Genomic DNA, 24,102 nt, shown 5'->3' on the forward strand with positions numbered 1-24,102 from the left:
CGCTGGCGCTCCGCCGCTAAAATCGGCAGCGTGGGCGCCATGTCGCAACGCCCCGTCCTCGGCATCATCGCCTGCAATCGCACCGTCGGGACCGAGATCGCGCAGACGGTGATCAACCGCTATGCGACCGCGGCGATGCGCCATGCCGACTGCGCGGCGCTGATCATTCCGTCGCTGCCCCACTACATGCGTGCTGCCGAGGTCGTCGGGCGGCTCGACGGGGTATTGCTCACCGGCACGCCATCGAACGTCGAGCCCGCGCGCTACGGCGATGCCGCCGAAGGCGAGGGGCCCTTCGACCCCGATCGCGACCGCATGATGACCGAGCTTGTCGAAGCGGTGATCGCGGCGCAGCGGCCGCTGTTCGGCATTTGCCGGGGCTTTCAGGAAATCAACGTCGCGCTCGGCGGTACCCTGCGTCGCGATACGTCGGCGAGCGCCGCATTGCTGCGCCATCATGCGCCCGACGGCGTGAGCTTCGACGCGATGTTCGACCATCATCACAAGGTCGACCTGATCGACGGCGGTTTGCTCGCCTCGGCCTATGGCGCGCCGTCGCTCGACGTGAATTCGGTCCATTATCAGGGCATCGGCGAACTCGCCGGCGGGCTGGCGGTCGAGGCGCGCGCGCCCGACGGGCTGGTCGAGGCCTATAGCGCGCGGCCGAACGGCGCGCCGCTGCTCGCGGTGCAATGGCATCCCGAATGGCGGACCGACGCAAACGACCAGAGTCAGACCTATTTTCACCTGCTCGGGCGCGCGTTAAGAGGCGAATTATGAACCGCCGCGTCACCCGTTACGACCGCTACCTCGCGCGGATCAGCTTTTCGCCCTGATTTTCCGGACCCGGTTTCTTTCGGTTTCCAGACAATCAGGAGTTTTCCCATGCCCCGCAATCACGACATCGCCGAACTGCGCCGTCTCGACATCGCGCACCATCTTCCCGCGCAGGCCGATTGGGCCGAGATCGAAGCTTTGGGCGGCAGCCGCATCATCACCCATGCCGAGGGCTGCTACATCACCGACGGCGACGGCCATCGCATCCTCGACGGCATGGCGGGCCTGTGGTGCGTCAATGTCGGTTACGGCCGCGAGGAGCTGGTCGAAGCGGCGGCGGCGCAGATGCGCGAACTGCCCTTCTACAACACCTTCTTCAAGACCGCGACGCCGCCCACGGTGACGCTCGCGGCGAAGATCGCGTCGCTGACCGGCAATCGCCTGCCGCACATTTTCTTCAACGCCTCGGGCAGCGAAGCCAATGACACGGTGTTCCGCATGGTGCGCCACTATTGGAAGCTTAAGGGCGAGCCCAAGCGCACCGTCTTTATCAGCCGCTGGAACGCCTATCACGGCTCGACCGTCGCGGGCGTGTCGCTTGGCGGAATGAAGGCGATGCACGCGCAGGGCGACCTGCCGATCCCGGGCGTCGAACATGTGCGCCAGCCCTATGCCTATGGCGAGGGGCAGGGGATGAGTGAGGAAGAGTTTTGCGACGCCTGTGTGCAGGCGATCGAGGACAAGATTCTCGAGGTCGGTCCCGAAAATTGCGCCGCCTTCATCGGTGAACCCGTGCAGGGCGCGGGCGGTGTCATCATCCCGCCCAAGGGCTACTGGCCCAAGGTCGAGGCCGTCGCCCGCAAATATGGCCTGCTCGTCGTCGCCGACGAAGTGATCTGCGGCTTCGGGCGCACCGGCCAGATGTGGGGACATGAGACGATGGGCTTCACGCCCGACCTGATGCCGATGGCGAAGGGGCTGTCGTCGGGCTATCTGCCGATCTCCGCCACCGCGGTGGCCGCGCATGTCGTCGAGACACTCAAGACCGGCGGCGATTTCGTCCATGGCTTCACTTACTCGGGGCATCCGGTCGCCGCGGCGGTCGCGCTCAAGAATATCGAGATCATCGAACGCGAAGGCCTTGTCGATCGCACCGGCAGCGTCACCGGCCCGCATCTCGCCAAGGCGCTCGCGACGCTGGACGATCATCCGCTCGTCGGCGAGACGCGCTCGATCGGGCTGCTCGGCGCGGTCGAGATCGTCGCCGACAAGGCGACGCGCGCGCGCTTCGGCGGCGCCGAGGGTACGGCGGGACCGATGGCGCGCGACGCGTGCATCGCGAACGGGCTGATGGTGCGCGGCATCCGCGACAGCCTCGTCATGTGCCCGCCGCTCATCATCACCACCGAACAGATCGACGAGATGGTTGCCATCATCCGCAAATCCTTGGATGAGGTGATGCCCAAGCTCCGCGCGCTCTGAACAGGAAAGACCAAACCCTTATGCCCTCCGGCCTTTTTGCCCTGCTCGACGACATCGCGACGATCGCCAAGGTCGCCGCCGCGAGCATCGACGATATCGGCGCCGCGGCGTCGAAGGCCGGGGTCAAGGCGGCGGGCGTCGTCGTCGACGATACCGCGGTGACGCCGCGCTACGTCACCGGCTTCACTCCCGACCGCGAGCTGCCGATCATCTGGCGGATCACCAAGGGGTCCATCTTCAACAAGCTGGTGCTGATCCTGCCCGCGCTGCTGCTGCTGTCGGCGGTCGCGCAATGGGCGATCACCCCGCTCCTGATGATCGGCGGCGCCTATCTCTGTTTCGAGGGCGCCGAAAAGGTGCTGCATTCGCTACAGAAGGACAAGACGAGCCTCGCCGAAGATGCCGCGATCGTCGCCGACCAGGACCATGAAGAGGCGATGGTGAAGGGCGCGGTGCGCACCGACTTCATCCTGTCGGCGGAGATCATGGTGATCGCGCTCAACGAAGTGCTCGACGAGCATTTCGCGATGCGCGCGGCGACGCTCGCCGTGGTTGCGATCGCGATCACCATCGCGGTCTATGGCGTCGTCGGCCTGATCGTGAAGATGGATGACATCGGGCTCCACATGGCGAAAGAAGGGAATGCCGCGCGGCGTTCGATCGGGCGCGGGCTGGTATCTTTCATGCCGAAGCTGCTCGCGGCGCTCGCGCTGATCGGCACCGCGGCGATGCTGTGGGTCGGCGGGCAGATTTTCCTCCACGGGCTCGACGAATATCATATCGGCAACATCGGCCACGGCCTCCACGATTTCGCCCATGCGGTCGCGGGCAACCTGCCCGGCGCGGGCGTGTGGGAATGGCTGATCAACGCGGCCGGCGCGGGCGTGTTCGGGCTGCTGCTCGGCGGTCTGATCGTCGGGGTGCTGCACTTCATTCCGGGGAAGAAGGCCGCTCACTGAGGTTGTCACCCCAGTAAAACGACCGGGCTGTCGGCGCGCCAGTGCATGCTGACCCTGTCGCCCCAGGTGAAATCTTCCTGGTCGCGGCGCGACAGGTTCGGGCGCGATACCCTAACGCGAGCTCCGGTTTCGAGCTCGATCTCGAACAGCGTGATGTCGCCGAGGTAGGACATGCCCTTGATCGTGCCGCGCGCGAAATTGTGACCTTCGGGCGCATCCTGCGCCGCGGCCGTGACCGCCTTGCCCGCGCCGGGGACGTGGATATAGATTTTCTCGGGCCGCAGCGCGACCCAGACGCCGGCGCCATGTGGCCCGGTAACGCCATGATTTAGATATATTTTCCCAAGGCCTGGGCAGTCGACCGCCGCCTTGTCGGGCTCGTCGAGGGTCAACTTCCCCTCGAAGATATTCACCGATCCAACAAAGTCGGCGACGAAACGGTTCGCGGGAAATTCGTAAAGATCCGAAGGCGCCGCGAGCTGCGCGACCTCGCCCTTGTTGATCACCGCGATCCGGCACGCCATCGACAGCGCCTCGTCCTGATCGTGGGTGACGGTGACGAAGGTTATGCCGACCTTTTCCTGCAAGTCCGACAGCTCGAACTGCATCTGCGCGCGCAGTTTGGCGTCGAGCGCCGAGAGCGGCTCGTCGAGCAGCAGCACCTTGGGGCGCATCACGAGGCTGCGCGCGAGCGCGACGCGCTGGCGCTGGCCGCCCGACATCTGGTCGGGCATGCGGCCCTCGAAGCCGCCGAGCTTGACGAGGTCGAGCGCTTCCGCGACGCGGTCCCTGACCTCGCCGCCCTTCACGCCGGCGATCTTCAGGCCATAGGCGACATTGTCGGCGACGCTCATATGCGGGAAGACGGCATAGCTCTGGAACACCATGTTCACCGGCCGCCTGTTCGGCGGGATTCCCGCCATATCCTGCCCATCGATCAGGATTTGGCCTTCGCTCGGCAGCTCGAACCCCGCGATCATGCGCAGCAGCGTCGTCTTGCCGCAGCCCGAGGGGCCGAGCAGTACGAAAAATTCGCCGGCGTTGATGTCGAGGCTGACATTGTCGACCGCCGTCACCTTGCCGAAGCGTTTCGAGACATTCCGGATCTGGATGATCGGTTGGGCGGGCTCGGTCATGGTCAGTGGGTTTCCGCTATCGCTTTCACGCCCTGAAGCTTCAGCGCGACGAAGGTCAGGATGACGGTGACGATGATGAGCAGGGTCGACGCCGCGTTGACTTCGGGCGTCACCGAGAAGCGGACCATCGAATAGACCTTTACCGGGAATGTGATCGTGTCGGGGCCGCTGGTGAAATAGGTGATGACGAAATCATCGAGGCTGAGCGTGAAGGATAGCAGGGCTCCCGCGACGAGCGCCGGCTTGATGTGGGGGATGAGAACGTCGCGAAACACCTGCCACTCGCTTGCGCCAAGATCCTTCGCCGCTTCTTCCTGTTCGCGGTTGAAGCTCGCGAGACGCGAACGCACGACCATCGTCACGAAAGGGAAGCAGAAGGTGATGTGCGCGATGGTGATCGCACCGAGATTGAACGGCCAGACGAGGTCGGTTGGCCAGCCGATCGCTGCGAAAAACATCAGGAAGGCGACGCCGAGGCAGATTTCGGGGACAATGATCGGCAGCGAGATCGTGCCGTCGACCGCGCCCTTCAATGGAAAGCGGAAACGCCAGAGCATCACCGCCGCGATGGCGCCGAGCATGAGACTGACGATCGTCGCGAGCGCGGCGATGGTGAGCGAGTTGAGCAGAGCCTCGACGAGTTGATCGTTGCCGAGCGCCTTCTCATAATATTTCGTCGTGAAGCCGCGCCAGACGACGTTACGCTTGCTGTCGTTGAAACTGAAGATCACGAGCACGATGAGCGGCGCGTAGAGAAACAGCATCACCACGCCGACCCAGAGGCGCATCCATAGCGTCCGGCTATATTCGAGCGGCGCGCGCGGGGTGCGGGCGAAAAGCGCCATCAGTGAACCTCCGGCACCTTTTTGCGCATCGACTGGATCGCGATCAGCGCGAACATCGCATAGATGAGCAGGAAGGAGAGCGCGGCGCCGAAGGGCCAGTCGTTCGCTTTCTTGAACTGGCGCTCGATCACATTGGCGATCATCTGGCTGTCGGTTCCGCCCATCAAATCGGGTGTGAGATAGGCGCCGAGCGCCGGGATCAGCGTGATCATCACCCCGGCGACGATGCCCGGCGCGGCGAGGGGGACGACGATCCGCATGATCGTGCGGAAATGCCCGGCGCCGAGGTCGAGGCTCGCTTCGATCAGGCTGCGGTCGAGCCGGTCGAGCGCGGCGTAGAGGGGCAGGACCATGAAAGGCAGGTGGACATAGACGAGCCCGAAGACGACCGCGAAATTATTGAAGAGTAATTGCACCGGCTCCCATGTCGGAAGCGGCTGGAGGCCGACGAGCGTCTTGAGCCAGCTTGCCCCGTCCCACAATGCGCCGAGCCCCTTGTTCGCGAAGCCTTGGGTGCCGAGCAGCATCATCAGAGCATAGGTGCGAATGAGGAGGTTGGTCCAGAAAGGCAGCATGATGGCGAGGAGCAGCCAGGGGCGCCACTTCTCGCTCGCAAAGGTGATCGCCATCGTGACGGGAAAGCCCACGATCAGGCAGATCAAGGTGACGAGCGCCGCGACCGCGAAACTCTTGCCAAAAATGGTAAGATAGAGCCATTCGGTGGCGCGCTTGTAATTGTCGAGCGTCCCCGAAATGTCGATCTCGGTGAGGCCTCGATTCTCGCCGAAGCTGTAAAGCCAGACGATCGTCATCGGCACGAGGAAGAAGAGGATCACCCACAAGAGCGTCGGCAGCGACACCGCCGCGAAGGCCCTTTTGTTGGTTTTCCAGTCCTGCTCGGCCACCCCCGCTGCCCCTCTGCGGACCCTTATGCGGCCCGAACCCGGGTGAAGGCCTCTTCGTATAGCGGCTGAAGCTCGGGGTCGAAGCGCGCATATTCGCATTTCGCCAGCGCCTCGGCGGGCGGGAAGATCACCGGATTGTTCTGGTAGCTGTCCGGCATCAGCTTGCGCGCCGCGGTGTTGGGCGTCGGATAGAGGATCGTCTCGGTGATATGCTTGTCGACATTGGCGTCGAGGATATAGTTGATGAAGGCGTGCGCATTCTTCGGATGCGGCGCGCCCTTCGGGATGCAGAGATTGTCCGAGTTGAGCTGGCTTCCCTCCTTCGGAATGACGAAATCGATGTCCTTGTCCTCGACCATCGCCTGCGCGATGTCGCCATTATATTCGAGCACGACGTCGCAGTCGCCCTTGAGCAAAAGGTCCTGCCCGTCGTCCTCGTGGAATTTCTTCACATTGGGTTTTTGCTTGATCATCATCCTTTCGATCGTCGCGATGTCGGCGGGGGTCAGCGCGTTGACCGATTTGCCGAGATATTTGCCGTAGAGCCGGAACATGTCGCCGGCCTCCGACAGCCAGGCGATGCGGCCCGCATATTCGGGGCTGTCGAACAGGACTTTCCAGCTGTCGGGCGTCGCCGACACCTTCGACTTGCGGTAGCCGATGCCGAGCGCGAGCCAGGTGTAGGGCATCGAAAACTTGCGCTGGAGGTCATATTCGACGTTGATATAGGCGGGGTCGATATTCCGCTTGTTCGGAATAAGGCTATGGTCGAGTGGCAACAGCATGCCGGCCTTCGACATGCGTTCAACGAAATCGTTCGACGGTACGATCACGTCGTAACCGGGATTGCCAGCCTTGAATTTGGCGAACAGCACGTCGTTGCTGTCGAACAGGTCCATCGTGACGTCGACGCCGGTGGCTTCCTTGAAATTATCGAGCGTATTCTCGCCGATATAGGTGTCCCAATTGTAGAAGTTGAGCTTGGCTTCCTCGCCGTTCGCGAGCGTTTTGCCGCCCTGCTTGCTGCACGCGGCGAGCCCGCCGAAACTGATCCCGACCGCCGCGGCGCCGAGCGCCTGGAGCAGCGAGCGGCGCCCGCGGGTTTGCTTGATCAGGTCGTTGAAATCCATGGCCGGCCTCCCTGTATGTGCTATCAAGCTGACTCAATAGGGACGGCTTGGAAAGAGGATTTTTGCGCTGGGCGGCGAATCTTTGAAACTTTCATGCGTTGCGGAGATACCAGTCGTAATCGAGCGTCGGTACCACGCTGAAATAATTGTCCTGTTCGACCCGCTTCACGATGCTGAACATATCGACGAACCGTTCGCCGAGATAATCGCGCATCAGTTTTGACGCATGGAAGCGGTCGACGGCCGCGAACCAGTTGGAAGGCGGCCTTTGGTCGCGACTATTGTCGCGGTCGTAGCCGTTGCCGACAACTGCCGGGCCGGGATCGCTCTGGCTCGCCATGCCGTGATGCATGCCGGCAAGAACGGCCGCGACGGCGAGATAGGGGTTGGCGTCGGCGCCGCACGCGCGATGCTCGACGTGGCGGCTGGGCGCCGGTCCGGCGGGGATGCGGAACGACACGGTGCGGTTGTTGACGCCCCACGTCGGCGCGACGGGGGCGTAGCTGTTCGCCTTGAAACGGCGGTAGCTGTTCGCATGCGGCGCGAAGATCGCGAAACCGTCGCCGACGCTGCCGATCATGCCGCCGATCGCGTGGCGCAGCGCGGGCGTGCCTTCGGGATCGTCGCTCGCGAAGATATTGTTCCCCGCCGCGTCGTCGACCGAGACGTGGATGTGCATGCCGCTGCCTGCCTGATCGGCGAAGGGCTTCGCCATGAAGGTGGCCTCAAGCCCCTGTTGCTGCGCGATGGCCTTGACGAGCCGCTTGTACATGATCGCGTCGTCGCACGCGCGCAGCGCATCGGGTTTGTGGCGCAGCGTCAGTTCGAACTGGCCTGGCGCGAATTCGGATATCGCGCTTTCCAGCGGCAGGCCCTGCGCGTCGGTCGCGGCGTAAAGCGCGTCGAAGAAGGGGCGGAAATCGTCGAGTTCGCGGAGGCCATAGACCTCGACGTTGCGCGGGGTGTCGCGGCTGTAGCCGGGGCGTGCGGGGCGGATGCGGCCGTCGCGCGCGCGGCGCGGATCGACGAGGTAGAATTCGAGTTCGACCGCGAGCACCGGGGTCAGGCCATCGGCGGTATAGCGGTCGACGACGCGGCCGAGGACATGGCGCGGGTCGAGGTCGTGCGGGGTTCCGTCGAGCTCGTAGAAGCCGACGAGGAATTGCGCGGCAGTCTCGCCGCCCCATGGCGTGCGGACGAGCGTCCCGGGGATCGGCTTCATCGAGCGGTCGGCGTCGCCATCCTCCCACACAAGACCAGTTTCGATGGTGTCCTGTCCGGTGATGTCGACGACGGTGATCGATCCCGGCATCATGCGGCCGCTTTCATAGACCGCGAGCACTTCGTGCTGGCGCAGCCGCTTGCCGCGCGGGACGCCGCCCATGTCGGTGTAGATCATCTCGATCGAATCGACGTCGGGGTTCGCCTTGAAGAAGGCCTCCGCCTCGGAGCGCGGCGCAATCACGCCCGATGACTTCGACATTCCTCTTGCTCCTTACCCCAGCCGGTCGCGCAGCGCATACCAGAGCAATCCGAGCGTGGCGAGCGGGCGGCGCAGCCATTTTCCGCCGGGAAAGGGTTGCGATGGCAGGTTCGCGAGAATGTCGAAGCGTTCGGCGGTTCCCGCCATCGCTTCGGCGATCAACTCGCCCGCGAGCGTCGTCACCAGCGCGCCATGCCCCGAAAAGCCGTGAGCGAAGAAGGTATTTCCGCGCCGCCCGATATGCGGCAGCCGGTTCATCGTCACCGCGACCGCGCCGCCCCAACCATAGTCGATCCTGGCATCGGCGATTTGCGGGAAGACTTCGGCCATGAACGGCTGCACAAACGCCGCGATGTCGCGTGGCGGGACCTGCGAATAGCGCTCGCCGCCGCCAAAGATCAGACGCTTGTCTGCCGAAAGGCGGAAATAGTTGAGCACGAAGCGGCTGTCGGCGACCGCGGCATCGCTGGGGAGCAGTTCGTCGCCGTTCGCGAGCGGTTCGGTCGCGATATTATAGTTCATGATCGGCACGGTGTAGCGGCCGAGGTCGGGTTCCAACTGGCCGATCCAGCTGTCGGTGGCGTCGATCACGTAACGCGCGCCGGCGATCGTCCGCTCGGTGAATAGCTCATTCGACCAATCGCTGAATTGGGCGATCCGACGGACAGGTTCGCCTTCCCAAATGCGAACACCTGCCGCTTCTGCCGCCTTGGCCAGCCCGATCGCATAGTTCAGCGGATGGAAATGGCCGCCCTGCGGATCGTGGACGCCGCCGTGATAGATCGGGCTGGCGATATGCCCGCCCATATCGCCTTTCGCGACGGTCTCGGTCGGATAGTCGAACCGATTTACGAGATAGTCCGCCTCACGCCGCATGGCGTCGAAGTCTTTCGGCGCCCAGGCCGCCTCCAGATGCCCGGCTTTCAGGTCGCAGTCGATGCCGTGCTTCGCGATCCGGGCCTTCACGCGATTGTCGCGCCAGCAGAGGTCGAACAGCGCATCGGCGTGCTCGCGGCCGAATTCCTCTTCGATTTCGGACGCTGTCCAGCGGAGGCCGGGAATAAGCTGCCCGCCGTTGCGCCCCGACGCGCCGAAACCGACATGCTCGGCCTCGATCAAAATGACCGAAAAGCCGCGCTCGGCGCAAGCGAGCGCGGCGCTAAGCCCGGTGAAGCCGCCGCCGATGACCGCGACGTCGCATTCAAGGTCGCCTTCGATGTCGCGTTGCGGTCGCCGCTCGTGGGCGGTCGCGGCATAATAGCTGTGGTTCAGCGGGTCGGTCATCGCCGGCGCGCAGATCAGACCCGCATCAGCAGATGTTCGCGTTCCCAGCTCGACACCACCGACTGATAATTGAACAGCTCATAATCCTTCACCGCGAAGAAGATTTCAAAGAAATCGTCGCCGAGCAGGTTGCGCACCTTCTTGCACGAGGCGAAGCGGTCGAGCGCGGCTTCCAATGTGCGCGGCAGCGTGCGGGCGCGATTATAGGCGCTGCCGCTGATCGGCTTGGGCGGGACCATGCGGTCGACCATGCCGATATAGCCGCAGACGAGCGACGCCGCGATCGCCAGATAGGGGTTGCTGTCGGCGCCGGGCAGGCGGTTTTCGACGCGGCGGTTGTGCTTGTCGGCGATGGGCACGCGAAAGCCGCAGCTCCGGTTGTCCTCGCCCCACTGAACGTTGATCGGCGCGGCGCTGTCGGGACGCATGCGGCGAAAGCTGTTCACATTGGGCGCCCACATCGGTGAGATTTGCGGCATGAAGCGGATGAGGCCGGCGATATAGCTGCGGAACGCCGCACTATCGCGGCCGTTGGCGGTCGCGAACAGGTTGCGCCCGGTTTCGGCATCGACCACCGACTGGTGGACGTGCATCGCGCTGCCCGGCTGGCCCGCCATGGGGTTCGCCATGAAGGTAGCATAGACATTGTGCTGCTTCGCGACGTTGCGCACGACGCGCTTGAACAGGAAGACCTCGTCGGCGAGGCGCAGCGGGTCGCCGTGAATGAAATTCACCTCGAGCTGCGCGGCGCCCATTTCGTGGATCATCGTGTCGATATCGAGCCCCATCAGCTCGCAATCGTCATAGATATGATCGATGATATCCTCATATTCGTTCATCGCCTCGAGCCCGTAGGGCTGACTGGCGTTCTCGCTGCGGCCCGACTGGCCAGTCGGCGGGGTCAGCGGGAAATCGGGGTCGGTGTTCTGCGAGACGAGGTAAAATTCGACCTCGGGCGCGATGATCGGTTTCCACCCCTTTTCTTCATAGAGGCCGAGAACTTTCTTGAGGATCGTGCGCGGTGCGATGTCGACTTCGGTGCCGTCGCGGTTGAACGCGTCGGCGATCACGAAAGCGGTCGGCGAGGTGAAGCCCGGCGCGACGCAGATCGTGTCGGGGTCGGCGATCAGGACCTTGTCGGGGTCCTTGTCCCAAATGTCGTCGATGTCTTCGGGATAATGGCCGTCGATCGTGCAGATGAAGACGCTGCCCGGGATGCGCAGCGACTTGTCCTTGACCGATGACAGAAACTTCTTGGCCGGCAAAACCTTACCGCGCTGAACCCCGTTGATGTCGGGGACGATACATTCGACTTCGTCGATCTTATGGTCGCTGATCCATTGTTCCAGATTGACTGACATGCGCCCCCGATTGGGCCGAGGAGCCGGCCCGCTTGTGGAAGACAAGCCTATCCCGAAGTTGAGGCCAGCGCCAGAGGGGCCGGTTTTTGACATTGCCAGTCACGTGTGCGCCCGTCAGATTGGGCCGGACAAATCAGGAGATGGTTCGCGATGCGCGGTGACAACGACCAACTTGCCTCCTTCTGGATGCCCTTCACCGCGAACCGCGCCTTCAAGCGCCATCCGCGCCAGCTCGTCTCGGCGAGCGGCATGTTCTACCGGTCGAGCGACGGGCGCGATATCCTCGACGGGACGTCGGGACTTTGGTGCAGCAACGCGGGTCATTGCCGCCCCGAGATTGTCGAGGCGATTGCGAACGCGGCCGCGACGCTCGATTTCGCGCCGACGTTTCAGCTCGGCCACCCGCTGCCGTTCGAACTGGCGCAGCGGCTTGCCGAGTTGATGCCCGAGGGGCTCGACCGCATCTTCTTCACCAACAGCGGATCGGAATCGGTCGATACCGCGCTCAAGATCGCGCTCGCTATCCAGCGCGCGAAGGGGGAGGGAGCGCGGACGCGGCTGATCGGGCGCGAGCGCGGCTATCACGGTACCGGTTTCGGCGGGATCAGCGTCGGCGGGCTCGTCAACAACCGGCGCGCGTTCGGCGGCGGGCTGCCCGGGGTCGACCATCTCCGCCACACCCACGACATCGAGCGCAACGCTTTCACGCGTGGTTTCCCGGGGCACGGCGCCGAGCTCGCCGACGATCTCCAGCGGCTCGTCGACCTGCACGGCGCCGAAACGATCGCCGCGGTGATCGTCGAGCCGATGGCGGGGTCGACCGGGGTGCTTGTGCCGCCCATTGGCTATCTCCAGCGCCTGCGCGAGATTTGCGACCGGCACGGCATTATCCTGATCTTCGACGAAGTGATCACCGCCTTCGGGCGCGTTGGCGGCGCGACGGCGTCCGGACGCTGGGGCGTGACCCCCGATATCATCACCATGGCGAAGGGGCTCACCAACGCGGCGGTGCCGATGGGCGCGGTGGCAGTGAAGCGCGAACTCCACGATGCGGTGCTGGACAGCGTAGCGGGCGGGATCGAGCTGTTCCACGGCTATACCTATTCGGGTCACCCGCTCGCAAGCGCGGCGGGGCTCGCGACGCTCGACCTCTATGCGCGCGATGGTCTGTTCGACCGCGCGAACGAACTCGCCGCTTATTGGGAGGATGCGGCGCACAGCCTGAAGGGGCGGCGCCATGTCATCGACATCCGCACGATCGGGCTCGTCGCGGGGATCGAACTCGAACCGCGGCCCGGGGCGCCGACCGCGCGCGCGATGGAGTTGTTTCACGCCTGTTTCGACAATGGGCTGCTCGTCCGCGCGACGGGCGACATCATCGCGTTGTCGCCGCCGCTGATCGTCGAAAAGTCCCAGATCGACGAGATGTTCGGACGGATCGCCGATCTGCTCGGCGCGATCGACTAACCAGCAAGCGGAAAGGTCACCGACACCTTCGTTCCCTTGCCAAGCTCGCTCTCGATGTCGAGCTGCCCCTGGTGGCGCTCGCTGATATGCTTGACGATCGCGAGGCCGAGGCCGGTGCCGCCGACCGAGCGGCTGCGCGCCTCGTCGACGCGGTAGAAACGTTCGGTCAGGCGCGGCAGATGATCGGGCGCGATGCCGTCGCCTTCGTCGCGGACCGACAGCCGCACGCGGTTTCCCTCGCGCGCGAGTTCGACCGTAACGGGGGTTCTCGCATGGCCATATTTCATCGCGTTCGAAATGATATTGTGTGCGAGCTGCCCCAGCTGCGCGCCGTCGCCGAGCATCGGCTGCGGCGCGTCGCCCAGCATCGCGACGATGTCCTTCGCGCGCGGCTGTTCGCTGTCGCGAAGCTGCGCGACCGACGTCTGGACGATCGCCGCGAGGTCGACCGGCGTCGTTGGGCGGCGAAAACGGTCGGCTTCGACGCGCGAGATCGAGAGCAGGTCGATGACGAGCTGTTGCATCCGCCCCGCCTCGCGGTGGATGATCGACAGGAAGCGGCTGCGCGTCGGCGCGTCGGTATCGCCGTTCATGTCCTGTAGCGTTTCGACATAGCCGAGGATCGCGGCGAGCGGCGTGCGCAGCTCGTGGCTCGCATTGGCGACGAAATCCGACCGCATCCGGTCGGCGGCGTCGATCGCCGAATGGTCCGACAGCATGACAATGCGCTGTCCGCCCGATAGCGCCGCGACGCGCATCGTCCAGCGCTGGCCGGGGCGGGGGAAGTCGACGAGGTTGACCGTTTCGAGCGGGCCGTCGCTGATGCGCGACAGCCACTCCGCCGCCGCCGGATGGCGGATCGCGGTCCGTATGTCGGCGCCGACGATATGGCGACCGAGCAGGCGGATCGCCGCGTCGTTCGCGATCGCGACGATATTGTCGGAGACGCCGAGGAGCGGGTCTTTTTCCTGATCGACCCAGCGTGCGAAATCGGGATGGCGGAGAAGCGAGACCGGCGGGGCTTCGGCTACCGGCGACGCGCCCGGTGCTTCGGGAAGCGGCGCGGGAAGGGCGCTGTAAACCGTGCCGGCGGCGGCGAAGCCCGCCACTGCCATCATCGCGATCGACAGCGGATCCCCCCCGGTCAGCGCGGCAAAGATCGCCGCGATGACGACCAGCGTCAGGGCGATGACAAGGCTGGACAGACGATCGAACATGCCGTGCCCGCGTCGCACGAAGCGGGGGATCAGCGCAAGCCGCTTTGCGGCTGTTAATGCTTTCGGGGAGGCTGTGCCAAAGCGGGAAGCCAGAGGGCTGCGGCGGTCTTTTGCTTTTCCCAGGCGCTTCATTGCGTTATGCGCCGGCCATGGAAAACAGCGACATTCCCGCCGGGCCGCCCGAAATGGATGGCGAAGCCGCTCCGTCGCGCCGCAAGATGCTGGCGCTTGGCGCCGTCGGCGTGTCGGCGGCGCTGACGATCCGGCCCGCTTTCGCGCAGACCGCCGTGTCGGTAATGAACTGCGAGATTCCGGTTCCGAGCCCCACGGCTGCGGGCCAATATATCGACCGCGCGGGCAAGCTGGTGCCGCCGGGAACCAAGGGCGCGTTTCCCGGGTCGCCGCGGCCGTTTACTGGCGAGGAAGTGAAGCGCGCGTTCCGCGGCCAGACGCTGCCCGGTGCGACCTACAACCAGTCGCAGGCGTATCTGCAGTATATCCGGCGCTTGCAGGCAGGGCAGAGCGGCTTTACCTGTTTCGCATCGATCACGACGTCGCGCTGATTATCGCTTCCTGAAAGGCGATGACGGTTTCAGCCGCATCGTCAGACAAGGGAGTTTTCGTGAAACTAGCATCGCTCAAAAAAGGCCGCGACGGTCGCCTGGTCGTCGTTTCGGACGATCTCGCCTGGTATGCCGACGCGGGCCAGATCGCGGCGACGATGCAGGCGGCGCTTGACAATTGGGCCTATGCCGCGCCGCGCCTCGCCGCGCTCGCCGAAGACCTCAACCATGACGCGATTCCGAAAGAGCGGTTTCACGAGCGCGACGCGGCTTCGCCGCTGCCGCGCGCCTATCAGTGGGCCGACGGCAGCGCCTATGTGAACCATGTCGCGCTCGTCCGGCAGGCGCGCGGCGCCGAGATGCCCGACAGCTTCTGGCACGACCCGCTGATGTATCAGGGCGGCAGCGACGCCTTTCTGGCCCCCCGCGATCCGATCCCGCTCGGCGATCCCGCATGGGGCTGCGACATGGAAGCCGAGGTGATCGTCGTCACCGGCGACGTGCCCGCGGGGATCGACGCCGCCGCGGCGCGCGACAAGATCCTTCTCGTCGGCCTCACCAACGATGTGTCGCTGCGCGGCCTGATCCCGGCCGAACTCGCCAAGGGTTTCGGCTTTTTCCAGTCGAAACCGTCAAGCGCGATGTCGCCGGTGTTCGTGACGCCCGAGGCGCTGGGCGATCGCTGGAAGGACGGTAAGCTGCACGGAACGCTGTCGGTCGATCTGAACGGCGAACCGCTGGGCCGCGCCGATGCCGGGGTCGACATGACCTTCGATTTCGGCGCGCTGATCGCGCACGCCGCGAAGACCCGCGACCTCGGCGCGGGCACGATCATCGGATCGGGCACCGTGTCGAACCGCGATGCTGACGGTGGCCCCGGCAAGCCGATCAGCGAGGGCGGGCTGGGCTATAGCTGCCTCGCCGAAGTGCGGACGGTTGAGACGATCCAGCTGGGAGAGCCCAAGACGCCGTTCATGAAAAAAGGCGACACCGTCCGCATCTGGATGGACGACGATCGGCACCACAGCATCTTCGGCGCGATCGAACAGCAGGTCGCATAAAAAGGGGGCGGGTTCCGCACCCGCCCCTTGCAACATTCCCAACTCGAGATGGTCAGCCGAACTTGCCGCCCGACATGGCATCCGAGAGCGAGCAGGCCGCTGGTCCAAGGATCACGATAAACAGCACCGGAAGAATGAACAGGATCAGCGGCACCGTCATGATCGCCGGCAGGCGCGCGGCTTTTTCCTCGGCGCGCATCATGCGTTCGTTACGGAATTCGGCCGAGAGCACCCGAAGCGCGGACGCGAGCGGCGTGCCGTATTTTTCGGTCTGGATCATGGTCGTGACCACGCCCTTCACCGATTCCAGATTCACGCGATAAGCGAAATTCTCGAACGCTTGCCGGCGCTCGGTCAGGAAGCCGAGTTCGATCGACGTCAGGGCGAATTCCTCGCCCAGTTCGGGATAGGCGCGCCCCAATTCCTTCGACACACGGGCGAAGGCGGAGTCGACCGTCAGGCCCGCCTCGGCGCAGATGACGAGGAGATCGAGCGCGTCGGGAAGGCCCTTGCGGATCGCGTCGGTGCGCTTCTGGCGCATATTGTCGACGAAGAGGTCCGGCGCTTTGTAGCCGAGGATCAACGCGCCCATCGTATAAGCCGAGCGTTTGAACGACGTCAGATCGGGCCACATGTCGACCCAATAGATTAGAATGAGCGCCAGGCCACCGAACAGGATCGGCAGGACCATGCGGCCGAAGATCACCGCGACGGCGAGATCCTTCGACCGAATCCCCGCCTGCGCAAGCTTTTGCTGGACTTCCTTGATCTGACCATCCTGCAGGACCTGGAGTTTGCCCAGAAAAGTGCGCATCTTGTCGGCGGTCTGGTTTTTGCGAACCAGCCGGGCGCGGCGCTTCGCCGTCGACGCGGTGATGCCGGCCTTCAACTGTTCGCGGCGATCGTTGAGCGCCTTGACGCGCTTCGTCATCGGATTGCGGACGGTCAGCGCGTTGTAGATCGCGAACAGCACGGCGAAGACGCCCACCGCCGCGAGCATGGTGCCCGCCCATACGACATCGACGCCAAGCAGGGTCGGGCCGCTTTGCGCGCCCGTGAAGGCGGACGAGAGAAGGAGGCTGCTGTTCATAGTCTCTGCCCCCTCAGATTTCGAAATTGACCATCTTGGCCATGATGCCGGCGCCAATGCTCATCCAGATCAAGCCGCCGATACCGGCAATGATGAGCCGTTGCTCGACGAAAAAGCCCGCCAGATAGCCGGGGTTCACCGTCCAGACGACGCCGAATACGAAGAAGGGCAGCGCGCCGACGATATAGGCGGACGCCTTGGCCTCCGATGACATCGCGCGGATCTTGAGCTTCATCTGGGCGCGCTTGCGCAGCACGTCCGACAGATTTGCCAGCGTTTCGGCCAGATTGCCGCCGGTTTCGCGCTGAATCTGGATCGTGATGCAGAAGAACTGGAATTCGGGCGTGCCGAGCATTTCGGCCGATTCCTGGAGCGCGGCTTCCATCGTGTTGCCGATGCGGATGCGTTCGATGACGCCCTTGAATTCCTCGCCGACCGGGCCGGGGAGTTCCTGGCTCACGACCTGAAATGTCTCGGTCACCGGCAGACCCGACTTGAGGCCGCGTACGAGCAGGTCGATCGCGTCGGGAAAGCGGCTGTTGAAGGCGGCGACGCGCCTCTTGATCGTCAGCCCGACGACGAGATAGGGCAGCGCGAGGCTGAGCAGCAACCCGACGAGTCCCGCCATCAGGAAGGGCGCGCGGACGATGAGCATCGCGCCGGTGGCGACGACGAAGACGATCATCGTCGCAAACATATATTGCGTCAGGGTCCAGCTCTTGCCGGTGCGGCGGATCCTTTTCTCGAGTTCCTCGCGGCGCGGCAGCAGATTGGCCAGTGATGAGTCGCCCGTACGGCCCGACTGGATCGTCTTGCGCATTTGCGCCGCGACAACCGCTTCGGTCGACGCCGCGTGGCGATCCTTGAGCATCGCCAGCCGCCGCGTCTTCGCCTTGCCCGCCGAAGGTCCTCCGACCAGGATCACGAGGAGGGCGAAGGCCAGGAAGGCTCCGGCGATGATAAGGATGACTGGCAGGTTCATGATCGGCTGGTGTCCGCTTCTATCACTGGGGATCGCGACGGCGCGTCAGGCGCGCCATCACGCCGCCTGCTTTGCGCCTTTTTTGGTCAGGCCGAGCTTGCCGAGCAGCGAACCGCCGGACTTGCTTTTCGCGACAGTGACCGGCGCCTCCTCGGCATCCACATCGGCGCCGTCGAGGATGAGACGCATCAGATTGTTCCAAACCTGCGCCGATTTCGTGCCCTTGCAGGTTTCGGCGTAGGATTTTCCCAGTTTCGCCGACTGGGCGACGAGTTTGGGGTCGAACGGGACCACGATGTCGATCGGCCGCTCGATCGACGATTCGAACTCCTTGCGCGACAGTTCGCCGATCGCGCTCTGGAACTTGTTGGCGACGAGCACGACGCGCGCGCCCGGAACGTTCTGCTTGAACCACGACAGAAGGCGGATCGTGTCGCGCGCCGCGGCGAGCGTCACGTCGCTGACGAGCAGGATCGTTCCCATTTCCGACACAAGGTGCGGGAAGGGGATCAGCACTTGGCGCGGGATGTCGACGATCGTCATCTCGAACGCGTTGCGTAGTTCTTCTTCCAGCTGAAAAAAGGCCGAGCCGTCGGTCATTACCGGCTGATGGATCGGCGCTTCGGCCGACAGCAGGCTGAGCTTGTCCGACGCGCGCACCATCGCCCGCTCGATGAACAGGCCGTCGATGCGGCTCGGATTGTCGATCGCGTCAATCAGGCCGCGTCCGGGTTCGAGGTCGAGTGTGAGCGCCCCCGTTCCGAAATGGACGTCGAGATCGAGCAGCGCGGTCTGACGGTCCGCCTGTTCGCTGATCGCCCAGGCGAGCGACGTCGCGACCAGCGAGGCACCGACGCCGCCGCGAACGCCGACGACACCCATCATGTGATGCGGCTTGTCGTCGTGCATATCCGCGTGTTTCGGGGCCGACAGCATGGCCTGCGCCATGGTCAGCGATTCGCGGACCTGTTCGAGCGACAGCGGCTTCAGAAGATAGTCCTGGATGCCGCTCGACAGCAGGTCGCGGTAGAGGCGCACATCGTTGACCTGCCCCGCCGCGATCACCACCGTTCCGGGCTCGCAGACTTCCGCCAGCGCATTGATATCGTTGATCGGGTCGCCCGATTCGGACATGTCGACGAACAGGATGTTCGGGCTGGCCGACACCGACAGCGACTGCACCGCGTTGCGCAGGCCGCCCTTGTTGCACTTTTCGGTCGGCCAGCCCATGTCGCCCGCCGCCGCGCGGATCAGCTCCAGCGTATCATCGTCACAGACGAAGGCATTGAAGGGATCACGCAGCGCTGCTGATTTGAAAGGAGCGTTCACTGGCCACCTCCGCTGGTGGGTGCTTTGGTCAATTCGCCGGCACCTGTCTGGGGTTTCGTCCGATAGGTCTGGATCGCGCGCGTTGCTGCGAGCGGGTCGTGTCCCGTGTCGCGCGTGCCCTTGATAAGGTCATTGGGATCGGCGACCATCGCGGCGATGTTGCTGTTGGTCGCACAGCCGTAGTTGGACGAGGTCGCATTGACCGGATTCAACGACGATTTGCTGTCCCAATTGGGACATCCCGGTACCGACGCCGACGCGCGCGTCACGACGACGCGCAGATGCCCTTCCGGAACTGCGCCGGTCGTTACCGGCACGTCACGGCTCAGCAACAGCCCGCGGCGTTCGACCATCGCGCGGACGGTCGCTTGTGCCGATGTTGAACCATATGCCGACGGGTCTTCGACCGCGATGCGGTCGCCATAGCGAACGCCCATCGCGTCGAGCCAGCCTTGCAGGCGGCCCTGCTCGCTCGGGGGCAGTTCGCCATTCGCGGTCGCGACGTCGAATTGATAGAGGCTGTTGCGCACCACCGGCTGATGCACCGATTCCAGGCTGCGGTTGCTATAGGCGGCGCCGGTGCATCCGGCGAGCGAACTCGCGCATGCCAGGACCGTCCAAGTTGCGATTTTCTTCATCACTTTGCTCCTGAAATCCAGCGCGTCACTTGATGTTGAAACCGGGCGCAGCGTTGCCGCCGCCGGTCCGCGGACGGTCGGCGTCGCCGACATTGGTATCGAGCCGCGGTTTGGGGCGGTCACCGCCGGTCACGCCGTCGCTCGTCTGGTTGAGCAGCAGCCGTTGCAGATCGTGCGTGTCCTGAAAGGCGTCGGTCGGAAGCTTGATATCGTTCGCCGATACCGGCTGGACCAGATAGGGCGTCACGACGATGACGAGTTCGGTTTCGCCGCGACGGAAACTGTCCGATTTGAACAGCGTGCCGAGCAGCGGCACATCGCCGAGGCCGGGCATCTTGTCGATCGCGCCGATCGAGCGGTTGTTCAACAGCCCCGCGATCATGAAGCTTTCGCCCGAGCCGAGCTCGACCGTCGTTTCGGCGCGGCGGATCGTCAGCGCGGGAACCTGGAAGCCCTGCATCTCGATCGCGCCTTCGGTCGACAGTTCGGACACTTCAGGGCGCACGCGCAGGCTGATCCGGCCATTCGACAGCACGGTCGGCGTATAGGCGAGGCTGACGCCATATTTGCGATATTCGATCGTCGTGCCCGCGAAATTGCCCGGGATCGGGACCGGAAATTCGCCGCCCGCCAGGAAGTCGGCGGTTTCGCCCGAAATGGCGGTCAGATTGGGCTGCGCCAGCGTCGCGACCAAACCCGATCGTTCGCCGATGTCGAGCGAGGCGATGAGGTCGAGCCCGAACAGACGGCCCGCACCGGCAAGGCTGCGCGTCCCTGCCGGCGTGTTGATCGTATAGGTGGTGTTGCCATTGGCATCGGTCGTGATCGTGCCCGCCTGACGCCCACCGAAAACGCCGCCCAAAAAGCCGTTGCCGAGCGGGCCGTCGGTGTCGCGGGTCAGTAGGTTGCCGCTGATTTCCTTGACCAGCGACCGGTTCACTTCGGCGATACGGACCTGCAGATTGACCTGCAGCGGCGTCGCGGTACGCATGCGCGAGAGCACTTTGGTTTCCTCGCCGACGAACGCCTGAACCAGCCGTTCCGCTTCGGCGGCGTCGTCGGGCGACTGGACCGTCCCGGTGAGCAGGACAAAGCCGTTCATCGGGCTCGCCACAATGCTGGCTTCGGGCATTGCGAGCGACAGCATCTGATCGATCGTCTCGATATTGTTGCCGACGCGGGCGACGGTCGAAAAGACGACCCGGCCGCCGGAATCGGTGGCATAGATGCTGGTTTCGCCGGGCTTTTTGCCAAAGACATAGAGCTGGCGGCCCGAGCGGACCTGGACGTCCGCGACCTCGTCGTTGGCGACGAAAACGTCCGTCATCGTGGCGGGAAGGCTGACCAGGCGGCCGCGCCCCACCGACAGTTCGAGGCTGCCGCTGGCGTTCTGAACGGCCTGAGCGGTGGCGGGCTGCGAAGGCGCCGCGACGAGCGTCGCTGCCACCAGGCCGATGGCCAGCGTGCGTGCCAGGGCCGCCATCTTGAAATTGGCTTTGCTGTTCATCTTACTTACCCCCCACGGGAACTTCGGTCATCTTGTCGCCGCGGGTGACGCGCACGACCGGGCCGGTCGGCACCGCCGCCTGCCGTCCAGCATTGGACGGTGCATAACCGCCGCTGTTTTCGGGTTGCTGCGGGCGCGGCGAGGTGACGCGGCCGCGCACCGGGATCCAGAAACGCGACACGTCGCCCCCGGTCGTCGCCGACGAGCGGCTGGCGGTCGGACGTGCGGCGGCTTGCGCCAGCATCTTCTTCTCGGCGGCGGTATCGGCCCCTGCGGGGACGTCGATCTCGCCCGAGGCGATCGCAGCCTCGAGTTCGCCGGCGGTTTCGGCCAGCGGGCGCAACGCGAGTGACAATTTGCCCATGTCCTGGGCGACGGCGATCTTCTCGGCGATCTCCGGCGTCGCTTCGAGCGTCACCGAGCTGAAGGTGCGCACCGGCGTCTTGCCCGTCTCATCCTCGGCATTGTAGCGCTGGTCGGTCGCGAGAACGCGAACGTTGCGGATGATCGTCTCGGCGGTGAACAATTCCTTGTCCGGGTAGGACGATGTTTCGGAATCGACCGAGATCTGTTGTGCGAGCACGACGTCGACACGGTCGCCCGGAAAGACGAAACCGCCGACTCCCTCTTCGCGCGAAACCTTGACGGTGACCGCGCGCATTCCGGGGCCAAGCGCCGCAGCGAGGAAGCCACGGTCGTCGGGATGGACCAGGGCGCCCTGCGTAAGCGGCTGTCCGGCGGTGATCGCATGACGCACGACGGTACCGACCAGCGTATTCACGTCGGTCTTGTCCTTCAGGAAATAGGCCTGTTCGACCAATTCCTTCGGCCACGGCTGAAACCGGAAGCTGTCAGGACCGATAATCGTGCCGACCGGCAGCTGCCGCGTGGCAACCAGGATCGTCGGGCCGGTAATTTCCGGCGCCGCGGCGGCTCGTGCCGACGGAGCGGCTGCGCCGCGCATCATCTTGTTGACCCCGAACGCCGCGCCGATGGCAATCACCAGCGCGCCGACGATCAGCATTATCTTTCGCGTATCCATGACGAGTTTTCGCCCTCCTGCACCCACCAGAGACGGTCGTGCTTTTCCCTCAGGTCATCCGATAGCCTGAAACTGGTTAAGATAGTGTTGGTGAAGCGCCCAGAGGCCCGCAGCCGCGATAGCGACCCCATAGGGCACCTCGACCGGCTTGTCCGAAGGTCGCAATTTCATATGGATAAGCATCAGAGCGGACAGGATGCCGCCGCCGATGGCCATGATCGTCAGCATCGACAGGAACAGCGGAAGCGGGATCCAGAGCATCACCGCACCGATCATTTTCACGTCGCCGCCGCCCATCGCGCCGACCGCGAACAATCCTGCGAAGAGAAGGAAAACGAGAAGTGCCGCTCCGAACTGGATCGCGACATCAGGCCACAGCGCGAGGCCGGAAGCGATCCAGAAGGGGATCGCGAGCAGCGCCATCGCGGCGTTGAGCTGGTTGGAAATCGTTCGCGCCCGGACGTCGCTGATCGCCGCCGCGATCATCAGCAAGCCAAGAAGGGCCATCAGGCCGAGCGAGATCGCGCCGCTATCCATCGGGTCCTTCCTACGCAACATGGCTTACCAAAGAGTAACCATGTTGCAGGCGACGTGGCTTGCATTCCGCGGTCCAGAGGATATGCGGCGGGCCATGACCGACCGGCCGCCCTCCGCCACCGATGTACTGATTGTCGGCGCCGGTATCGCCGGCGCGAGCCTGGCCGCCGCGCTCGCGCCTTGGCGCCGTGTCGTGCTGGCCGAGGCCGAAAACACGCCCGGCTATCACGCGACGGGCCGGTCCGCGGCTTTCTGGCACGAGACCTATGGCGGGGCGCACGTCCAGCCCTTGACGCTGGCCTCGCTGGAGACGCTGCTGAACCCCGACCCGGCTTTTTCGGATCATGCTTTCCTGTCACCGCGCTCGGCGCTGACGGTCGGGCGGACATCCGAAGCGGGGGCGGTCGATGCCTTCGTCGCCGAGTTCCAGGCGAAGGGCGTCGACGTCGAGCGCATGTCGGGCGTTGCCATTGCCGCGAAAATTCCGCGGCTGCGTCCCGAATGGAGCGAAGCGGCCTATGAGGCTGCGTGCCGGGATATCGACGTCGGCGGGCTCCACGCGGCGTATCTTCGCGAGGCGAAGCGTGCGGGCGCCTCGCTGGTCACCCGCGCGCCGCTGCGCGCCGCCCGCCGCATCGATGGCGGCTGGAGGGTGGAACTCGGCGAGGAGGAGATGGACGCGGCGATGATCGTCAATGCCGCGGGCGCATGGGCGGACAAGGTCGCTGCCGCTTGCGGCGTCGCGCCGATCGGAATTCAGCCGTATCGGCGGACGGTTCTGCAGGTTCGCCTCGATGTTGCGGTTCCGGCGGAACTGCCGCTGGTGATCCATGTCGGCGGTCAGTTCTATTTCAAGGGCGAAAGCGTCGGACGTGTTTGGCTGAGCCCGCACGACGAGACCCCGACCGACGCGCATGATGCCGCCCCGGACGAAATTGACGTCGCCATCGCGATCGAGCGCATGCAATCGGTCGTCGACTGGCCGGTCGCGGCGGTCGAACGAAAATGGGCGGGGCTGCGCAGCTTCGCGCCCGACCGAATCCCCGTCTTCGGCCCGGATCGCCATGAAGGCCGGTTCGTCTGGTGCGCGGGGCAGGGCGGGTTCGGTATCCAGACCGCGCCGGCGATCGCCGGGCTGCTCGCCGCGCAATTGGGGGCGCCGGTGCCGGCGGGCGCGATCGGACGGATCGACCCCTTGCCCTTCGCTCCTACACGTTTTGCCTGAGCCGATCTTGTCTTGCACGGCGAAACGAGCGAATTAACATATGTTTAGCCCGCCACCCCCGGCGCGGCGCGACATGTGGAGG

The 24,102-nt window shown here is 64.6% G+C and carries 22 protein-coding genes; 7 read left to right on the forward strand and 15 right to left on the reverse strand.

What is annotated here, in order from left to right; translation table 11 throughout:
• Window positions 1–39 precede the first annotated feature (39 nt).
• From VFG17_RS15845 to VFG17_RS15855, 3 genes are all read left to right on the forward strand, one after another.
• Entirely contained in the window at window positions 40–780 is a 741-nt protein-coding gene (locus tag VFG17_RS15845) for a gamma-glutamyl-gamma-aminobutyrate hydrolase family protein (protein WP_325030322.1), read from the forward strand.
• A 105-nt stretch (window positions 781–885) separates the two neighbouring features.
• Window positions 886–2,259: an aspartate aminotransferase family protein gene (locus VFG17_RS15850; RefSeq protein WP_325030323.1), complete on the forward strand. Its 1,374-nt coding sequence runs from the start codon at window positions 886–888 to the stop codon at window positions 2,257–2,259.
• A gap of 20 nt (window positions 2,260–2,279) precedes the next feature.
• Window positions 2,280–3,218, forward strand: a complete 939-nt coding sequence (locus VFG17_RS15855) for a DUF808 domain-containing protein (RefSeq protein WP_325030324.1) — start codon at window positions 2,280–2,282, stop codon at window positions 3,216–3,218.
• A gap of 5 nt (window positions 3,219–3,223) precedes the next feature.
• Here the strand turns inward: VFG17_RS15855 and VFG17_RS15860 are convergent, their stop codons facing one another.
• The 7 genes from VFG17_RS15860 to VFG17_RS15890 form a co-directional block, all read right to left on the reverse strand.
• Complete coding sequence (locus VFG17_RS15860; protein ID WP_325030325.1) at window positions 3,224–4,354, reverse strand: ABC transporter ATP-binding protein; 1,131 nt, start codon at window positions 4,352–4,354, stop codon at window positions 3,224–3,226.
• Window positions 4,355–4,356: 2 nt separating this feature from the next.
• Window positions 4,357–5,199 carry an ABC transporter permease gene (locus VFG17_RS15865; RefSeq protein WP_325030326.1) on the reverse strand — a complete coding sequence of 281 codons (843 nt, stop codon included), beginning with the start codon at window positions 5,197–5,199 and terminating at the stop codon, window positions 4,357–4,359.
• Window positions 5,199–6,104 (reverse strand): ABC transporter permease, encoded by a 906-nt coding sequence (locus tag VFG17_RS15870; RefSeq protein WP_325030327.1) that lies wholly within the window; start codon window positions 6,102–6,104, stop codon window positions 5,199–5,201. Before VFG17_RS15870 ends, VFG17_RS15865 begins: the two co-directional genes overlap by 1 nt.
• Window positions 6,105–6,127: 23 nt before the next feature.
• Window positions 6,128–7,234 carry a spermidine/putrescine ABC transporter substrate-binding protein gene (locus tag VFG17_RS15875; protein ID WP_325030328.1) on the reverse strand — a complete coding sequence of 369 codons (1,107 nt, stop codon included), beginning with the start codon at window positions 7,232–7,234 and terminating at the stop codon, window positions 6,128–6,130.
• Window positions 7,235–7,325: 91 nt separating this feature from the next.
• The gene (locus VFG17_RS15880) at window positions 7,326–8,717 is read right to left on the reverse strand and encodes a glutamine synthetase family protein (protein ID WP_325030329.1); all 1,392 of its coding nucleotides are present in this window, start codon (window positions 8,715–8,717) and stop codon (window positions 7,326–7,328) included.
• Window positions 8,718–8,729: 12 nt separating this feature from the next.
• Complete coding sequence (locus VFG17_RS15885; protein WP_325030330.1) at window positions 8,730–10,001, reverse strand: FAD-binding oxidoreductase; 1,272 nt, start codon at window positions 9,999–10,001, stop codon at window positions 8,730–8,732.
• Between the two features lie 14 nt (window positions 10,002–10,015).
• Window positions 10,016–11,362 carry a glutamine synthetase family protein gene (locus tag VFG17_RS15890; protein ID WP_325030331.1) on the reverse strand — a complete coding sequence of 449 codons (1,347 nt, stop codon included), beginning with the start codon at window positions 11,360–11,362 and terminating at the stop codon, window positions 10,016–10,018.
• Window positions 11,363–11,512: 150 nt separating this feature from the next.
• Here VFG17_RS15890 and VFG17_RS15895 point away from each other — a divergent pair, with 150 nt between their 5' ends.
• Window positions 11,513–12,829, forward strand: coding sequence for an aspartate aminotransferase family protein (locus VFG17_RS15895; RefSeq protein ID WP_325030332.1), 1,317 nt, complete (start codon window positions 11,513–11,515; stop codon window positions 12,827–12,829).
• Here the strand turns inward: VFG17_RS15895 and VFG17_RS15900 are convergent.
• Window positions 12,826–14,046 carry an ATP-binding protein gene (locus tag VFG17_RS15900; RefSeq protein WP_325030333.1) on the reverse strand — a complete coding sequence of 407 codons (1,221 nt, stop codon included), beginning with the start codon at window positions 14,044–14,046 and terminating at the stop codon, window positions 12,826–12,828. The two genes, VFG17_RS15895 and VFG17_RS15900, sit on opposite strands and share 4 nt — an antisense overlap.
• A 149-nt stretch (window positions 14,047–14,195) precedes the next feature.
• On the opposite strand from VFG17_RS15900, the gene VFG17_RS15905 reads away from it, so the two are divergent.
• Both VFG17_RS15905 and VFG17_RS15910 read left to right on the forward strand, forming a co-directional pair.
• Window positions 14,196–14,609, forward strand: coding sequence for a hypothetical protein (locus VFG17_RS15905; protein WP_325030334.1), 414 nt, complete (start codon window positions 14,196–14,198; stop codon window positions 14,607–14,609).
• 59 nt (window positions 14,610–14,668) lie between these two features.
• Window positions 14,669–15,670 carry a fumarylacetoacetate hydrolase family protein gene (locus VFG17_RS15910; RefSeq protein WP_325030335.1) on the forward strand — a complete coding sequence of 334 codons (1,002 nt, stop codon included), beginning with the start codon at window positions 14,669–14,671 and terminating at the stop codon, window positions 15,668–15,670.
• Between the two features lie 52 nt (window positions 15,671–15,722).
• Here the strand turns inward: VFG17_RS15910 and VFG17_RS15915 are convergent, their stop codons facing one another.
• Genes VFG17_RS15915 through VFG17_RS15945 form a run of 7 tightly spaced genes read right to left on the reverse strand, consistent with a single transcriptional unit; the run spans window position 15,723 to window position 22,795 of the window.
• On the reverse strand, window positions 15,723–16,760 hold the full coding sequence (locus VFG17_RS15915; RefSeq protein ID WP_325030336.1) for a type II secretion system F family protein: 1,038 nt from the start codon (window positions 16,758–16,760) through the stop codon (window positions 15,723–15,725).
• Between the two features lie 13 nt (window positions 16,761–16,773).
• Window positions 16,774–17,742 (reverse strand): type II secretion system F family protein, encoded by a 969-nt coding sequence (locus tag VFG17_RS15920; protein ID WP_325030337.1) that lies wholly within the window; start codon window positions 17,740–17,742, stop codon window positions 16,774–16,776.
• 57 nt (window positions 17,743–17,799) lie between these two features.
• Entirely contained in the window at window positions 17,800–19,071 is a 1,272-nt protein-coding gene (locus VFG17_RS15925) for a pilus assembly protein CpaE (RefSeq protein ID WP_325030338.1), read from the reverse strand.
• Complete coding sequence (locus tag VFG17_RS15930; RefSeq protein WP_325030339.1) at window positions 19,068–19,709, reverse strand: CpaD family pilus assembly protein; 642 nt, start codon at window positions 19,707–19,709, stop codon at window positions 19,068–19,070. Before VFG17_RS15930 ends, VFG17_RS15925 begins: the two co-directional genes overlap by 4 nt.
• 25 nt (window positions 19,710–19,734) lie before the next feature.
• A complete protein-coding gene (locus VFG17_RS15935) occupies window positions 19,735–21,216 on the reverse strand; it encodes a type II and III secretion system protein family protein (protein ID WP_325030340.1) in 1,482 nt (493 codons plus the stop codon).
• Window position 21,217: 1 nt separating this feature from the next.
• Complete coding sequence (gene cpaB, locus VFG17_RS15940; protein ID WP_325030341.1) at window positions 21,218–22,258, reverse strand: Flp pilus assembly protein CpaB; 1,041 nt, start codon at window positions 22,256–22,258, stop codon at window positions 21,218–21,220.
• Window positions 22,259–22,312: 54 nt separating this feature from the next.
• Window positions 22,313–22,795 carry an A24 family peptidase gene (locus tag VFG17_RS15945; protein WP_325030342.1) on the reverse strand — a complete coding sequence of 161 codons (483 nt, stop codon included), beginning with the start codon at window positions 22,793–22,795 and terminating at the stop codon, window positions 22,313–22,315.
• Between the two features lie 94 nt (window positions 22,796–22,889).
• Here VFG17_RS15945 and VFG17_RS15950 point away from each other — a divergent pair, with 94 nt between their 5' ends.
• The gene (locus tag VFG17_RS15950) at window positions 22,890–24,020 is read left to right on the forward strand and encodes an FAD-dependent oxidoreductase (protein ID WP_325030343.1); all 1,131 of its coding nucleotides are present in this window, start codon (window positions 22,890–22,892) and stop codon (window positions 24,018–24,020) included.
• The last annotated feature ends 82 nt before the right edge of the window (window positions 24,021–24,102 follow it).

Source organism: Sphingopyxis sp., from assembly GCF_035686825.1.
Classification (GTDB): domain Bacteria; phylum Pseudomonadota; class Alphaproteobacteria; order Sphingomonadales; family Sphingomonadaceae; genus Sphingopyxis.

Coding starts and splice junctions, on each gene's coding strand:
- VFG17_RS15905 (WP_325030334.1), top strand. CDS start 14,196: ATGGAAAACAGCGACATTCCCGCCGGGCCGCCCGAAATGGATGGCGAA.
- VFG17_RS15885 (WP_325030330.1), bottom strand. CDS start 10,001: ATGACCGACCCGCTGAACCACAGCTATTATGCCGCGACCGCCCACGAG.
- VFG17_RS15845 (WP_325030322.1), top strand. CDS start 40: ATGTCGCAACGCCCCGTCCTCGGCATCATCGCCTGCAATCGCACCGTC.
- VFG17_RS15935 (WP_325030340.1), bottom strand. CDS start 21,216: ATGAACAGCAAAGCCAATTTCAAGATGGCGGCCCTGGCACGCACGCTG.
- VFG17_RS15920 (WP_325030337.1), bottom strand. CDS start 17,742: ATGAACCTGCCAGTCATCCTTATCATCGCCGGAGCCTTCCTGGCCTTC.
- VFG17_RS15945 (WP_325030342.1), bottom strand. CDS start 22,795: ATGGATAGCGGCGCGATCTCGCTCGGCCTGATGGCCCTTCTTGGCTTG.
- VFG17_RS15900 (WP_325030333.1), bottom strand. CDS start 14,046: ATGTTCGATCGTCTGTCCAGCCTTGTCATCGCCCTGACGCTGGTCGTC.
- VFG17_RS15850 (WP_325030323.1), top strand. CDS start 886: ATGCCCCGCAATCACGACATCGCCGAACTGCGCCGTCTCGACATCGCG.
- VFG17_RS15895 (WP_325030332.1), top strand. CDS start 11,513: ATGCGCGGTGACAACGACCAACTTGCCTCCTTCTGGATGCCCTTCACC.
- VFG17_RS15950 (WP_325030343.1), top strand. CDS start 22,890: ATGACCGACCGGCCGCCCTCCGCCACCGATGTACTGATTGTCGGCGCC.
- VFG17_RS15865 (WP_325030326.1), bottom strand. CDS start 5,199: ATGGCGCTTTTCGCCCGCACCCCGCGCGCGCCGCTCGAATATAGCCGG.
- cpaB (WP_325030341.1), bottom strand. CDS start 22,258: ATGGATACGCGAAAGATAATGCTGATCGTCGGCGCGCTGGTGATTGCC.
- VFG17_RS15860 (WP_325030325.1), bottom strand. CDS start 4,354: ATGACCGAGCCCGCCCAACCGATCATCCAGATCCGGAATGTCTCGAAA.
- VFG17_RS15930 (WP_325030339.1), bottom strand. CDS start 19,709: ATGAAGAAAATCGCAACTTGGACGGTCCTGGCATGCGCGAGTTCGCTC.
- VFG17_RS15855 (WP_325030324.1), top strand. CDS start 2,280: ATGCCCTCCGGCCTTTTTGCCCTGCTCGACGACATCGCGACGATCGCC.
- VFG17_RS15880 (WP_325030329.1), bottom strand. CDS start 8,717: ATGTCGAAGTCATCGGGCGTGATTGCGCCGCGCTCCGAGGCGGAGGCC.
- VFG17_RS15890 (WP_325030331.1), bottom strand. CDS start 11,362: ATGTCAGTCAATCTGGAACAATGGATCAGCGACCATAAGATCGACGAA.
- VFG17_RS15875 (WP_325030328.1), bottom strand. CDS start 7,234: ATGGATTTCAACGACCTGATCAAGCAAACCCGCGGGCGCCGCTCGCTG.
- VFG17_RS15915 (WP_325030336.1), bottom strand. CDS start 16,760: ATGAACAGCAGCCTCCTTCTCTCGTCCGCCTTCACGGGCGCGCAAAGC.